Source organism: Pseudomonas sp. R15(2017) (assembly GCF_002112685.1).
GTDB lineage: Bacteria > Pseudomonadota > Gammaproteobacteria > Pseudomonadales > Pseudomonadaceae > Aquipseudomonas > Aquipseudomonas glycinae.
On sequence record NZ_NEII01000007.1, the window covers coordinates 346,570 to 360,900 of the forward strand.

Annotated in this window: 11 protein-coding genes; 1 reads left to right on the top strand and 10 read right to left on the bottom strand. The window is 60.6% G+C overall.

The features are described from left to right. Window positions 1-74 precede the first annotated feature (74 nt). From CAF77_RS16710 to ppsA, 6 genes are all read right to left on the bottom strand, one after another. Complete coding sequence (locus CAF77_RS16710; protein WP_007951987.1) at window positions 75-899, bottom strand: mechanosensitive ion channel domain-containing protein; 825 nt, start codon at window positions 897-899, stop codon at window positions 75-77. 2 nt (window positions 900-901) lie between these two features. Beyond that, a complete protein-coding gene (locus CAF77_RS16715) occupies window positions 902-1,150 on the bottom strand; it encodes a hypothetical protein (protein ID WP_007951986.1) in 249 nt (82 codons plus the stop codon). Window positions 1,151-1,213: 63 nt separating this feature from the next. Then, on the bottom strand, window positions 1,214-2,209 hold the full coding sequence (locus CAF77_RS16720) for a zinc transporter ZntB (RefSeq protein ID WP_011333249.1): 996 nt from the start codon (window positions 2,207-2,209) through the stop codon (window positions 1,214-1,216). A gap of 24 nt (window positions 2,210-2,233) precedes the next feature. Then, window positions 2,234-2,725, bottom strand: a complete 492-nt coding sequence (gene rraA / locus CAF77_RS16725) for a ribonuclease E activity regulator RraA (RefSeq protein ID WP_064378747.1) — start codon at window positions 2,723-2,725, stop codon at window positions 2,234-2,236. A gap of 226 nt (window positions 2,726-2,951) precedes the next feature. Continuing rightward, on the bottom strand, window positions 2,952-3,941 hold the full coding sequence (locus CAF77_RS16730) for an alpha/beta fold hydrolase (protein WP_011333247.1): 990 nt from the start codon (window positions 3,939-3,941) through the stop codon (window positions 2,952-2,954). A gap of 98 nt (window positions 3,942-4,039) precedes the next feature. Next, window positions 4,040-6,415: a phosphoenolpyruvate synthase gene (gene ppsA, locus CAF77_RS16735; RefSeq protein ID WP_064378746.1), complete on the bottom strand. Its 2,376-nt coding sequence runs from the start codon at window positions 6,413-6,415 to the stop codon at window positions 4,040-4,042. A 174-nt stretch (window positions 6,416-6,589) separates the two neighbouring features. Here ppsA and CAF77_RS16740 point away from each other — a divergent pair, with 174 nt between their 5' ends. Continuing rightward, complete coding sequence (locus CAF77_RS16740; protein ID WP_011333245.1) at window positions 6,590-7,408, top strand: pyruvate, water dikinase regulatory protein; 819 nt, start codon at window positions 6,590-6,592, stop codon at window positions 7,406-7,408. 134 nt (window positions 7,409-7,542) lie between these two features. On the opposite strand, the gene prpD is transcribed toward CAF77_RS16740, so the two are convergent. From prpD to prpC, 4 genes are all read right to left on the bottom strand, one after another. Further along, a complete protein-coding gene (gene prpD / locus CAF77_RS16745) occupies window positions 7,543-9,027 on the bottom strand; it encodes a 2-methylcitrate dehydratase (RefSeq protein WP_064378745.1) in 1,485 nt (494 codons plus the stop codon). Between the two features lie 117 nt (window positions 9,028-9,144). Continuing rightward, a complete protein-coding gene (gene prpF, locus CAF77_RS16750) occupies window positions 9,145-10,335 on the bottom strand; it encodes a 2-methylaconitate cis-trans isomerase PrpF (protein ID WP_064378744.1) in 1,191 nt (396 codons plus the stop codon). Window positions 10,336-10,389: 54 nt separating this feature from the next. Then, window positions 10,390-12,984: a Fe/S-dependent 2-methylisocitrate dehydratase AcnD gene (gene acnD, locus CAF77_RS16755; RefSeq protein WP_064378743.1), complete on the bottom strand. Its 2,595-nt coding sequence runs from the start codon at window positions 12,982-12,984 to the stop codon at window positions 10,390-10,392. Window positions 12,985-13,188: 204 nt separating this feature from the next. Further along, window positions 13,189-14,316 (bottom strand): 2-methylcitrate synthase, encoded by a 1,128-nt coding sequence (gene prpC, locus CAF77_RS16760; RefSeq protein WP_064378742.1) that lies wholly within the window; start codon window positions 14,314-14,316, stop codon window positions 13,189-13,191. Window positions 14,317-14,331 lie beyond the last annotated feature (15 nt).

Consider the following 14,331-nt stretch of genomic DNA (forward strand, 5'->3'; position numbering starts at 1 on the left):
AGTCAGGTCAATGTCCACCGCAGCCAGCGATGGCTGGCATTTTGCGGCGGCATACATTAGCAGGGTTTGCCGGGTTAGCGGCTACTCACATGCTGCTCCAGCAGGATCCGATTGGAGAGAGAGACTAGCTCACCCTCATCGGTCAGCAATGTGGTCTTAACCGTGCCGATCTCTTCAATCTGGCCTTCGACCTCGCCAATACGCACTTGTTGCCCAACCTGATACAACTCACGCACATAGATTCCCGCAAGAATCTGACCGGCAATTTCCCGGCTTCCCAACCCCATGGCCAACGCAACCGCCAGACCAACGGTAATCAATACGATCACGATCACATGGTTCAGCAGGTCGGTCTTGACCTCCAGCTGACTGATCGCGACCGAAATGCTGATGATGATCACCAGGCCCTGGGCAATTCGCCCAAGGCCGGAAGCGTAGTCCAGGCCTACGCCTTCTGCCGCCCCGCGAACCAGGCCATTGGCCAGTTGCGCGAGCAGGACACCGACCAGTAACACAAGCGCCGCACCGAATACCTTCGGCAGATACAGCGCGAGCATGTCAAGCGTAGCTGAAACTCGCTCAAGTCCAAGGGATTCTGCTGCCGAAACCAGAAAAATCAGCAGAACGAACCAATAGACGATTTTACCGATCAACGTGGAGATCGGCACTTGCAGCCCCGCGCGGGACATCAATTTGGTCAGGCCGGTGCCGCCCATCAGGCGATCAAGCCCCAGTTTGGCCAGCAATTTGGACAGCAAGGTGTCCAGCAGCTTGGCCACGACAAAACCCAACAGCAGCACAACCAGTGCGCCGAACAGGTTCGGAATGAAATTAGCGACTTTGGTCCACAACGCAGTCATTGCAGTGACGAGGCTCTGAGTCCAGAGATCAAGTTCCATATTCAATCAGCCTTATCAGCAGTGCGAGCGGTAGGTTTACGGAGACGGGAGACCGGCGCGACATGGGCCGAGCCGTTATTCAGGGCGATCATCAGCGCGGGCAGCCAGCGGCCCAGCAGGCTGAACAGATCGCCGGCGCCAACCTGGCGGTTGGCGGTTTTGAGTACGCGGCCCAGACAGGCATCGTCGTCGCGGCTGGACGGCGAGGCGTTGAGCATGTCGCGCAAAGACTGTTCAAACGGATCGTGCATACGCACCTCTCGTGATGTCTGTGAAAGACGCGGGCAAATTTGGTCGGGTCACATGGCGCATCGTCAGACCCAGCGCAATCGGCGGAACAACCACCATTGTCCGAACGCCAGGGCGAGCACCGTCAGGCAAGCGATCAGGAAACCATAAGGGCTGCTCGAGAACGGAATGCCGCCGACATTGATGCCCAGCAGACCGGTAATAAAACTCATCGGCAAGAAGATGCAGGTGATGATGCCGAAACGATACATCGTGCGATTCATGTGCACGCTCAAGCGCCGGTCTTCGGCCTCCAGCACAAGGCCCACGCGCTCTCGAGTCAATTCGAGCTCTTCGAGATAACGGGTCAGGCTGTTGTTCAATTCGTTCCAGTAGTCGGCATCGTCATCAACGAACCACGGCAGTTTTATCCGCGTCAGCTGTCCGAAAATATCCCGCTGCGGTGCCAGAAAACGCTTCAGTCCGGCGGCCCGGCGACGGATGTGCAAAATGGCGCCGTGCTCGGGGGTATACCGTTCGTCGGCATCCAGTTTTTCTTCCTCTTCATCGACCACTTCGGAGAGGCAAGTCACCAGATCCTGCACCTTGTTGGTGAGGAATTGCGCCAGATACAGCATCAATTCGGACGAGGTTTTCGGCCCCTTGCCCTCGCCCAGCATCACCAGCAACTCGTCAGTGGCGCGCAAGGGACGCAAGCGCAAGGAAATCACCCGCTGGGCGGAGGCAAAAATCCGCACCGACACCATGTCTTCCGGCTCGGCACCGGGGTTGAGATTGACCCCGCGCAAAAACAGCAGCAGCTCGGAATCCGGCAGCGGCAACAGGCGTGGGCGGGTGTTTTCTTCCAACAGCAGATCACAGGTGAACTCGTTAAGCCCACTGGATTTGCGCAGCCAGGTCTGGGTCTGCGGGTGACTGCGATCCCAGTGCAGCCACAGGCTTTCATGAGCCTGCAGCTGCAGATCGTCGAGATCAGTCCGGGCTATCGAACGCGCACCGCCTTTACCGTCCAGCACCAGGGCATGCACCAGCCCCCATTGCGCGTTTTCTTCCTCGAACATCCTCACCCCTGTGATTACCGCGATTTATTCAGGCATTTTCAGCGGACTTAGCGAGATGATCACGCCATTGTTGTCCGCATAGATGTACTGACCGGGATGGAAGGTCACACCCGCGAAGGTCACCGGCACGTTGAGGTCGCCGAGACCGCGTTTTTCAGTCTTTTTCGGATGGCTGGCCAGGGCCTGCACGCCAAGATCGGTCTGGGCGATGACGTCCACATCACGGATGCAGCCGTAGATGACCAGCCCTTCCCAACCGTTTTTCGCGGCTTTCTCGGCGATCATGTCGCCCAGCAGTGCGCAGCGCAGCGAGCCACCGCCATCGACCACCAGCACCTTGCCGTTGCCCTTGAGCTCGGCTTGTTCCTTGACCAGCGAGTTGTCTTCGAAACATTTGATGGTCACGATTTCGCCACCGAACGAATCACGGCCGCCGAAATTGCTGAACATCGGTTCCAGCACCTGAACCAGCTCCGGATAGGCGTCGCACAGGTCAGGCGTAAGGTAATGGTTCATCGAAAAACTCCTGTAACAAGGAAGACGATCAAGGATGTCGCACTCTTTTGAAACGAGTTCCGGCGGTCGCTGTTTACCTTAGCCCATGTCATGGTCGCTGAACGAACCTGAACACAGGCTGAAACGTAATAGCGAAACAGTCACTAAATATGACCAGAACCGTCCAATGCGTCATATCTTAGCCGCAAGCCGACGCGAACGAAATGCCCTTTTCAGGGCGCCGAGCTCAGACCGCTGCCGCCAGATCCGGCTTCTCGCCAAGCAATGGCGTGTGCTGATCTGCCAGCCAGCGCGCCACCAGCGGCCAGACCTCAGCCTGCGCCGCCTTGCTGACCAGCATCTCGACATGACCGAACTGATCGTTGAAGCCCTGCTCTCGGCCCAGATTGATGAACTGCTTGTGCTCGGAGCCAATCTGTTCGAACAGCTTCCGGCAGGCCCAGGCCGGATCCTGATGATCCCCCGCCGCGCTCACTGCCAGCACCGGCACCTGCACATCGGCAAGACCTGCCCACCAATCCTTGTCCTTGTCGCCGAAACGGCCGAACAGCCCGTACCAGCGCATGCTTTCCAGCGCCAGACCGATTGGCTCGTCCTCGGGGCCGCGCTTGAGCCGCGAGCCGGACAACTGGGCAAAACGCTTGAGAATGAAGCGCCCGCTCCATTCCACCGGCGGAATCTTCAACGGCCAGTAGGTGCGGCTGACCTGGGTGCCGAAAAACGCCGCCGACGCCACCGCAGGCTCACCGAGGTACTCGCCGCCCAACGCGGCTGCCAGCGTGATGCCACCCAGCGAGTGGCCGATCCAGTGCGGAATCTGCCCGCTCTGCTCACGGACGAACGCAGCAATCGCCGGCAAATCGTAACGGGCATAGTCGGCGACGCGGTTGCGGCGGTAGTCCTCGTTGCGCTGGGACAGACCGTGACCGCGCATTTCCGGGATCCACACATCGAAGCCCAGCCGCGTCAGATAGGCGCCCAGGCCCAGGCCTTTTGGCGAAAACCAGAAGCGCCGGTTGGAAAAACTGCCGTGCAGCAAGATCACCGGCACGCCGCGCGACGCCGGCTCATCGGCCATGCCGAGACGGGTCACCGCGATTTCCACGGACCAGTCAGGGCTGTTGCCCGGTTTCAAACGGTAAACGTCTTCGCTCAGATCACCGCGTCGCTCGGCGCTGATCAGGGCGACAGGAAATAGGTTGCTGCTGCTTTGCATAATGCTCTTGCACAAAAAAGGGCGGCATCCGGAGAGCTCGCCCTACTTCAATCTTAAAGCCCCGGCCCGGTTCAACGGGCCGAGGCTTCATTCACGGCTTATTCCGCCGCCTGGCCTTCGGCAAGGAAGAACCAGGTTTCCAGCACGGTGTCCGGGTTCAGCGACACGCTTTCGATGCCCTGCTCCATCAGCCACTTGGCCAGGTCCGGGTGGTCCGAAGGACCCTGACCGCAGATGCCGATGTACTTGCCGGCCTTGTTGCACGCAGCAATCGCGTTGGCCAGCAGCTTCTTGACCGCCGGATTACGCTCGTCGAACAGGTGCGCGATGATCCCGGAGTCACGGTCCAGACCCAGTGTCAGCTGAGTCAGGTCGTTGGAGCCGATCGAGAAACCGTCGAAAAAATCGAGGAATTCTTCCGCCAGGATCGCGTTGGACGGCAGTTCGCACATCATGATTACGCGCAGACCGTTGTCGCCACGCTTGAGGCCATTCTCGGCAAGCAGATCCACCACCTGGCTGGCTTCGCCGAGGGTGCGGACGAACGGCACCATGATTTCGACGTTGGTCAGGCCCATCTCGTTGCGTACGCGTTTCAGCGCACGGCACTCGAGTTCGAAGCAGTCACGGAACGATTCGCTGATGTAACGCGAAGCGCCACGGAAGCCCAGCATCGGGTTTTCTTCTTCCGGCTCGTACAGTTTGCCGCCGATCAGGTTGGCGTATTCGTTGGACTTGAAGTCCGACAGACGCACGATGACCTTCTTCGGTGCGAACGCAGCGGCCAGGGTGCTGATGCCTTCAACCAGTTTCTCGACATAGAAACCGACCGGATCGTCGTAACCGGCGATGCGCTTGTCGACGCTTTCCTTGATGTCCTGCGGCAGACCGTCGTAGTTCAACAGCGCTTTGGGGTGCACGCCGATCATGCGGTTGATGATGAACTCCAGACGGGCCAGGCCCACACCGGCGTTCGGCAGCTGCGCGAAGTCAAAGGCGCGGTCCGGGTTGCCGACGTTCATCATGATCTTGAACGGCAGCTCCGGCATGGCGTCCACGGAGTTTTTCTTGATGTCGAAGCCCAGCTCGCCTTCGAAGATGTAACCGGTATCGCCTTCGGCACAGGACACGGTCACGCCCTGGCCATCCTTCAGCAGTTGGGTGGCGTTACCGCAACCCACGACCGCAGGAATTCCCAGCTCACGGGCGATGATCGCCGCGTGGCAGGTACGGCCACCACGGTTGGTGACGATGGCGCTGGCGCGCTTCATGACCGGCTCCCAGTCCGGGTCGGTCATGTCGGAGACCAGCACGTCGCCCGGCTGGACCTTGTCCATCTCGGAGACGTCCTTGATGATCCGCACCTTGCCGGCGCCGATGCGCTGGCCGATGGCACGGCCTTCCACCAGCACGGTGCCGGTTTCTTTCAGCAGGTAACGCTCCATGACGTTGGCCTGGGTGCGACTTTTCACGGTTTCCGGACGGGCCTGCACGATGTACAGCTTGCCGTCGTCACCGTCCTTGGCCCACTCGATGTCCATCGGGCAGCCATAATGCTTCTCGATGATCATCGCCTGTTTGGCCAGCTCGCTGACTTCAGCGTCCGTCAGGCAGAAGCGCGCGCGCTCGGCCTTGTCGACATCAACGGTTTTCACGGAACGACCGGCCTTGGCCTCGTCGCCGTAGATCATCTTGATGGCCTTGCTGCCCAGGTTGCGGCGCAGGATCGCCGGGCGACCGGCCTCCAGCGTGCCCTTGTGGACATAGAATTCGTCCGGGTTCACCGCGCCTTGTACGACGGTTTCGCCCAGGCCGTAGGCGCCGGTGATGAACACCACGTCACGGAAGCCGGATTCGGTATCGAGGGTGAACATCACGCCGGCGGTGCCGGTTTCCGAACGCACCATGCGCTGCACGCCGGCCGACAGGGCAACCAGCTTGTGGTCGAAGCCCTGGTGTACGCGGTAGGAAATGGCGCGGTCGTTGAACAGGGAAGCGAACACTTCCTTGGCCGCGCGGATGACGTTTTCCACGCCACGGATGTTCAGGAAGGTTTCCTGCTGACCGGCGAACGAAGCGTCCGGCAAGTCTTCGGCGGTGGCGGAGGAACGCACGGCCACGGCCACGTCAGGATTACCGGCCGACAGCGCGGCGAACGCGGTGCGGATCTCGGTGTTCAGTTTTTCAGGGAATTCGGCTTCCATGATCCATTGGCGGATCTGGGCGCCGGTCTTGGCCAGGGCATTGACGTCATCGACGTCCAGCGCATCGAGGGCCTTGTGGATCTGATCGTTCAGGCCGCTCAGTTCCAGGAAGTCGCGATAGGCTTGCGCCGTGGTGGCGAACCCGCCGGGGACCGAAACACCGGCACCGGCCAGGTTACTGATCATCTCGCCCAGGGATGCGTTCTTGCCCCCCACATGCTCAACATCGTGTTTGCCGAGCTTATCGAGGGAAACTACGTACTCTACCAAGGTGATCTCTCCACTAACTGTGTTGGAAAAGCTCAGAAACCGGCGGCTCGGGGGAGCGTTGGCCGGCTGTATGGCCTGGACCTGGAAAATAAGTGAGAATGCGGGCCAATGGCGGCCGGCAAATCGCGCCTATCATATCCAGAAATGCTCATTAGCTTAAGGCCCAAGGTGCAAATGAAACGATCTGCTTTCTTTATCTCCGATGGCACCGGTATCACCGCCGAAACCCTGGGTCAAAGCCTTCTGGCGCAGTTCGAAAACATTACCTTCAGCAAATTCACGCGACCGTACATCGACAGCGTTGAAAAAGCGCGGGCCATGGTACAACAAATCAACAAAGCCGCTGAAACCGACGGTTTCCGGCCGATCATCTTCGACACCATCGTCAACCAGGACATCCGTGAGATTCTCGCAACCTCCAATGGTTTCATGATCGACATTTTCTCGACGTTCCTCGCTCCGCTCGAACAGGAACTGACCGAGCATTCTTCCTACACCGTCGGCAAATCCCACTCCATCGGCCACAACTCCAATTACATGGAGCGGATCGAGGCGGTGAACTTCGCCCTCGACAACGACGACGGCGCCCGCACGCACTATTACGACAAGGCCGACCTGATACTAGTGGGCGTGTCGCGTTGTGGTAAGACACCGACGTGCCTGTACATGGCGATGCAATTCGGCATCCGCGCAGCCAACTATCCGCTGACCGAGGACGACATGGAGCGCCTGCAACTGCCGGCCGCCCTGCGTGCTCACCAGCACAAGCTGTTCGGCCTGACCATCGACCCGGACCGCCTTACCGCGATCCGCAACGAACGCAAGCCCAACAGCCGCTATTCGAGCTACGCCCAGTGCGAGTTCGAAGTGCGCGAAGTGGAAAACCTGTTCCGCCGCGAGAACATCCCGCACATCAACTCCACGCATTTTTCAGTGGAAGAGATTTCCGCGAAGATCCTCGTGGAAAAAGGTGTGGAGCGGCGTTTCAAATAGATTTGTAGCGCCCTTGCAGCCGCCATCGCTGGCAAGCCAGCTCCCACAGGATTTTGTGGTGTACGCAGATTTTGCATTCACAACAAAACCCTGTGGGAGCGTGGCTTGCCCGCGATGAACGATAACGCGGTCCCTCAGATAACAAACCAATCGACAAACCGGTTCACCGGCGTGGCTTCAAGCCGCGCCTGATCCTTGCACAACGCCAGAATCTCCCCGCTGCGCTGCCCGGTGAAACGGGTGGCCAGATTTGCCCGGAATTTGTCCTCCAGCAACGGAATGCCCTCGGCGCGACGCCGGCGATGGCCGATCGGGTATTCCACCACCACGTTTTCCGTGCTCGAACCGTCCTTGAAAAACACCTGCACCGCGTTGGCAATCGAGCGTTTGTCGGCCTCCAGGTATTCGCGGGTGAAGCGCGGATCTTCGACGATGACCATTTTCTCGCGCAGCACATCGATGATCGGATGGGCCTTGTGGAAATCATCTTCGTACTGCTCCGCCACCAGATTGCCGAACGCCAGCGGTACGGCGGTCATGTACTGGAGGCAGTGATCGCGGTCGGCGGCGTTGGCCAGCGGCCCGACCTTGGAAATGATGCGGATCGCCGATTCGTGGGTGGTGATCACGATCCGGTCGATTTCATGCAGACGGTTGCGCACCTGCGGGTGCAGGGTCACGGCGGCTTCGCAGGCGGTTTGCGCGTGAAACTCGGCGGGGAAGCTGATCTTGAACAGCACGTTTTCCATCACGTAACTGCCGAACGGTCGCGAGAAGCTGAAGGTGCGTTTGTCTTCGGGTTTGAGCGCCAGATCGTTGTTAGTGTGGCTGAACAGAACGTCGTAAAAGCCCCACTGTCTGGCACTCAAGACGCCGGGAATGCCCATTTCGCCGCGCATCGCGATATTCGCCAGCCGCACGCCCCGGCTCGATGCATCCCCTGCCGCCCAGGATTTACGCGAGCCGGCGTTTGGCGCATAGCGGTAAGTACGCAACGCCTGACCGTCGGCAAACGCATGGGACAACGCCGATAACAGCTGCTCACGGTTGGCGCCCATCAGCTTGGCGGTCACGGCAGTCGAGGCGACTTTCACCAGAATGACGTGGTCGAGGCCTACACGATTGAAGGAGTTTTCCAGCGCAATCACGCCCTGGATTTCGTGGGCCATGATCATCGCTTCAAGTACATCGCGCACGGTCAGCGGCGCTTCGCCGTTGGCCAGACGCTTTTGCGACAGGTGATCGGCCACCGCGAGAATCCCGCCGAGGTTGTCCGACGGATGGCCCCATTCGGCGGCGAGCCACGTGTCGTTGTAATCCAGCCAGCGCACGATACAGCCGATGTCCCACGCCGCTTTCACCGGGTCGAGGCGATAGGAGGTGCCAGGGACTCGGGCGCCGAATGGGACGACGGTGCCTTCGACGATTGGGCCAAGGTGTTTGGTGCATTCGGGGAAACGCAAGGCCAGCAGGCCGCAGCCCAGGGTGTCCATCAGGCAGTTGCGGGCGGTGTCGAGGGCTTCGGCGGATGTGATTTTGTAGCTGAGGACGTAATCGGCGATGTCCTGCAGGACATCGTCGTAGTCGGGGCGGTTGTTCAGGTCGACGTTGGCGCTCATGTTCGATTCACTCTTGAAAGTGGTTCGTTGATGGGACCTCGGTTCAGGGCTAATTTTCTTCTTATTGAAATGTGCATGGCGGTGAGAGCGAACGGGCTCGCTCTCACCGGTTGTTCATTAGAACGAGTCGCCAGGAACGCGCACGTAACCTTCCATCAGGACGCGCGCACTGCGGCTCATGATCGCCTTCTTCACGACCCACTCACCATTTTCCAGACTAGCTTCTGCGCCAACACGCAACGTCCCGGACGGATGCCCGAACCGCACCGCATTCCGCTCAACACCACCCGCCGCCAGATTCACCAACGTGCCCGAGATGGCCGCCGCCGTGCCGATCGCCACCGCCGCCGTGCCCATCATCGCGTGGTGCAGCTTGCCCATCGACAACGCTCGCACCAGCAAATCCACATCCCCGGCGCCAATGGGTTTGCCACTGGACGCGACGTAATCCGCAGGCTTGGCGACGAACGCTACCTTAGGCGTGTGCTGACGCTTGGCCGCTTCATCCAGACTGGAAATCAGCCCCATACGCAAAGCACCGTAGGCACGAATGGTCTCAAACATCTGTAACGCTTTCGGATCGCTGTTGATCGCGCTTTGCAATTCAGTACCGGTGTAACCGATGTCTTCGGCGTTGACGAAGATCGTCGGGATCCCCGCGTTGATCATGGTCGCCTTGAACGTGCCGACGCCCGGGACTTCCAGCTCGTCGATCAGGTTGCCAGTGGGGAACATCGAGCCACCACCACCCTCTTCTTCCGCCGCTGGGTCCATGAATTCGACCTGTACTTCGGCGGCCGGAAAGGTCACGCCGTCGAGTTCGAAATCACCGGTTTCCTGGACTTCGCCGTTGGTGATTGGCACATGGGCAATGATGGTTTTGCCGATGTTGGCCTGCCACACGCGAACCACCGCCACACCGTTGTGCGGAATGCGACTGGCGTCCACCAGACCGTTGCTGATGGCAAACGAGCCGACCGCCGCCGACAGGTTGCCGCAGTTGCCGCTCCAGTCCACAAACGGCTTGTCGATCGACACCTGACCGAACAGGTAATCGACGTCGTGATCGGCCTTGATGCTTTTCGACAGGATCACGGTTTTGCTGGTGCTGGACGTGGCGCCGCCCATGCCGTCGATCTGCTTGTCGTAGGGGTCCGGGCTGCCGATGACCCGCAGCAACAGCGCATCGCGGGCCGGGCCGGGAATCTGCGCGGCTTCGGGCAGGTCCTTGAGGCTGAAAAACACGCCTTTGCTGGTGCCACCACGCATGTAGGTGGCGGGGATTTTTATTTGCGGTGCGTGAGCCATGGTGCTCCTTAACGAAGACATGGGACTTGAAGTCCCATGCCCACATCAGTTGATTTAAACGGCAACCGCCGACTCTTCGAGGAAGTCCTGAGCGAAGCGCTGCAACACGCCGCCAGCCTCGTAGATCGACACTTCTTCGGCGGTGTCGAGGCGGCAGGTCACCGGCACGTCGACGCGTTCGCCGTTCTTGCGATGGATCACCAGCGTCAGGTCGGCGCGCGGCGTGCGCTCACCGATCACGTCGTAGGTTTCGCTGCCGTCGATGCCCAGAGTCTTGCGGTCAGTGCCCGGTTTGAACTCCAGCGGCAACACGCCCATGCCCACCAGGTTGGTGCGGTGAATGCGCTCGAAACCTTCGGCGGCAATCGCTTCCACCCCCGCCAGACGCACGCCTTTGGCCGCCCAGTCGCGGGACGAACCCTGGCCGTAGTCGGCGCCGGCGATGATGATCAGCGGCTGCTTGCGCTCCATGTAGGTTTCGATGGCTTCCCACATGCGCATCACTTTGCCCTCCGGCTCGACACGGGCCAGCGAGCCCTGCTTAACCTTGCCGTTTTCCACGACCATTTCGTTGAACAGTTTCGGGTTGGCGAAGGTCGCGCGCTGTGCGGTCAAGTGGTCGCCCCGGTGGGTCGCGTAAGAGTTGAAGTCCTCTTCCGGCAGGCCCATTTTCGCCAGGTACTCACCGGCAGCGCTGTCGAGCATGATCGCGTTCGACGGCGACAGATGATCGGTGGTGATGTTGTCCGGCAGCACCGCCAGCGGGCGCATGCCTTTGAGCGGACGCGCCCCGGCCAACGCGCCTTCCCAATACGGCGGACGGCGGATGTAGGTGCTCATTTCGCGCCACTCGTACAGCGGCGTGACTTTCGGGCCGGTGTCTTCATGGATGGCGAACATCGGGATGTAGACCTGACGGAACTGCTCAGGCTTGACCGAAGATTTCACCACCGCGTCGATTTCTTCGTCGCTCGGCCAGATGTCTTTCAGGCGGATTTCCTTGCCGTCGACCACGCTCAGCACATCTTTCTCGATATCGAAACGAATGGTGCCGGCGATCGCGTAGGCCACCACCAGCGGCGGCGAAGCGAGGAACGCCTGCTTGGCGTACGGGTGAATCCGGCCGTCGAAGTTGCGGTTGCCGGACAGCACAGCAGTGGCGTACAGGTCGCGGTCGATGATCTCTTGCTGAATCACCGGATCCAGCGCGCCGGACATGCCGTTGCAGGTGGTGCAGGCGAAGGCGACGACGCCGAAACCGAGCTGCTCCAGCTCCGTGGTCAGCCCCGCTTCATCGAGGTACAGCGCCACGGTTTTCGAGCCCGGCGCCAGCGATGACTTGACCCACGGCTTGCGGGTCAGCCCGAGCTTGTTGGCGTTGCGCGCCAGCAGGCCGGCGGCAATCACGTTGCGCGGGTTGCTGGTGTTGGTGCAACTGGTGATGGCGGCGATGATCACCGCGCCGTCAGGCATTTGCCCCGGCACTTCTTCCCACTGACCGGCGATGCCTTTGGCCGCCAGATCCGACACCGCCACGCGAGCGTGCGGGTTGCTCGGGCCGGCCATGTTGCGCACCACCGAAGACAGATCGAAGGTCAGGCCGCGCTCGTACTGCGCGCCTATCAGGCTGTCAGCCCACAGGCCGATCTGCTTGGCGTATTGCTCGACCAGTTGCACTTGCTGGTCTTCGCGACCGGTGAGTTTCAGGTAATCGATGGTCTGCTGGTCGATGTAGAACATCGCCGCCGTGGCGCCGTATTCCGGAGCCATGTTGGAGATGGTCGCGCGGTCGCCGAGGGTCAGCGCGGAAGCGCCTTCGCCGAAGAACTCCAGCCACGCGCCGACCACTTTCTGTTTGCGCAGGTATTCGGTCAGCGCCAGCACCATGTCGGTGGCGGTAATGCCCGGTTGCAGCTTGCCGGTCAGTTCGACGCCGACGCTTTCCGGCAGGCGCATCCACGACGCGCGGCCGAGCATCACGCTCTCGGCTTCAAGCCCACCGACGCCGATGGCAATCACGCCCAGCGCATCGACGTGCGGGGTATGGCTGTCGGTGCCGACGCAGGTATCCGGGAACGCCACGCCGTCGCGCACCTGGATCACCGGAGACATTTTCTCCAGATTGATCTGGTGCATGATGCCGTTGCCCGGCGGGATGACGTCGACGTTCTTGAACGCCTTCTTGGTCCAGTTGATGAAGTGAAAACGGTCTTCGTTGCGACGGTCTTCGATGGCGCGGTTCTTCTCGAACGCCTGCTTGTCAAAACCACCCGCCTCCACCGCCAGCGAGTGGTCGACGATCAGTTGCGTCGGCACCACCGGGTTGACCTGCGCCGGGTCGCCGCCCTGCTGGGCAATCGCGTCGCGCAGGCCGGCCAGGTCCACCAGCGCGGTCTGGCCGAGAATATCGTGGCACACCACGCGGGCCGGGAACCACGGGAAGTCGAGGTCGCGTTTGCGCTCGATCAGCTGTTTCAGGGAATTGGTGAGCGTGGCCGGGTCGCAGCGACGCACGAGGTTTTCCGCCAGCACGCGAGAGGTGTACGGCAGGGTGTCGTAGCTGCCCGGCTGGATCGCATCGACAGCCGCGCGGACGTCGAAGAAGTCCAGCGGCGTGCCGGGCAGGTTCTTGCGAAATTCTGTGTTCATCGGTCAGGACTCGGTCACGGTGATAACAAAAAGGTGGGGCCTGACACCGATACTGAAATCACACCTAAACCTGTGGGAGCTGGCTTGCCAGCGATGACTGAGTCACATCCAACATCGATGCTGACTGAACCACCGCTATCGCTGGCAAGCCAGCTCCCACAGGGCCCTCGGTGAACCTCTGGATCAGTGTTTAGCCATCACCATTCAGCGACGTTCGATTGGCACGAACTTGCGCTGTTCGACGCCGGTGTACTCGGCGCTTGGACGGATGATGCGGTTGTTGGCGCGCTGTTCGAATACGTGCGCTGCCCAGCCGGTCAGGCGCGAGCAGACGAAGATCGGGGTGAACAGCTTGGTCGGGATGCCCATGAAGTGATACGCCGAGGCATGGTAGAAGTCGGCGTTGGGGAACAGTTTCTTCTGTTCCCACATGGTCTTGTCGATGGCTTCCGAAACCGCGAACAACACCTTGTCGCCCACTTCGTCGGCAAGTTTTTTCGACCAGCCCTTGATCACCTCGTTGCGCGGATCGCTGTCCTTATAGATCGCGTGGCCGAAGCCCATGATCTTGTCCTTGCGTTCCAGCATGCCGAGGGTGCCCTTGATCGCCTCTTCCGGCGACGAGAAGCGCTCGATCATTTCCATCGCCGCTTCGTTGGCGCCGCCGTGCAGCGGGCCGCGCAGCGAGCCGATGGCCGCCGTGACGCAGGAATACAGGTCGGACAGAGTCGAAGCACACACCCGAGCGGTGAAGGTCGAGGCGTTGAATTCGTGCTCGGCGTAGAGGATCAGCGACACGTTCATGACTTTGACGTGCAGCTCGCTCGGCTTCTTGTCGTGCAGCAGGTGCAGGAAGTGGCCGCCGATGGACTGCTCGTCCGTCACGCAATTGATGCGTTTGCCGTCGTGGCTGAAGCGATACCAATAGCACATGATCGCCGGGAAAGCGGCCAGCAGGCGGTCGGTCTTGTCGCGTTGTTCGGAGAAGTCTTTCTCCGGCTCGATGTTGCCCAGGAACGAGCAACCGGTGCGCATCACGTCCATCGGGTGGGCGTCGGCGGGGATGCGTTCCAGCACTTCTTTCAGCGCTTGCGGCAGGTCGCGCAGCTTGCTCAGCTTGCCTTGATAGTCGGCGAGTTGCGCCTTGGTCGGCAGCTCCCCGTAGAGCAGCAGGTACGCCACTTCTTCAAATTGTGCGTCGGCTGCCAGTTCGCGCACGTCGTAGCCGCGATAGGTCAGCCCGGCACCGGCCTGGCCCACGGTGGACAGTGCGGTTTGCCCGGCGACCTGGCCCCGGAGCCCGGCGCCACTGAGTACTTTTGCTTCGGCCATTGTTGTCTCCAATCT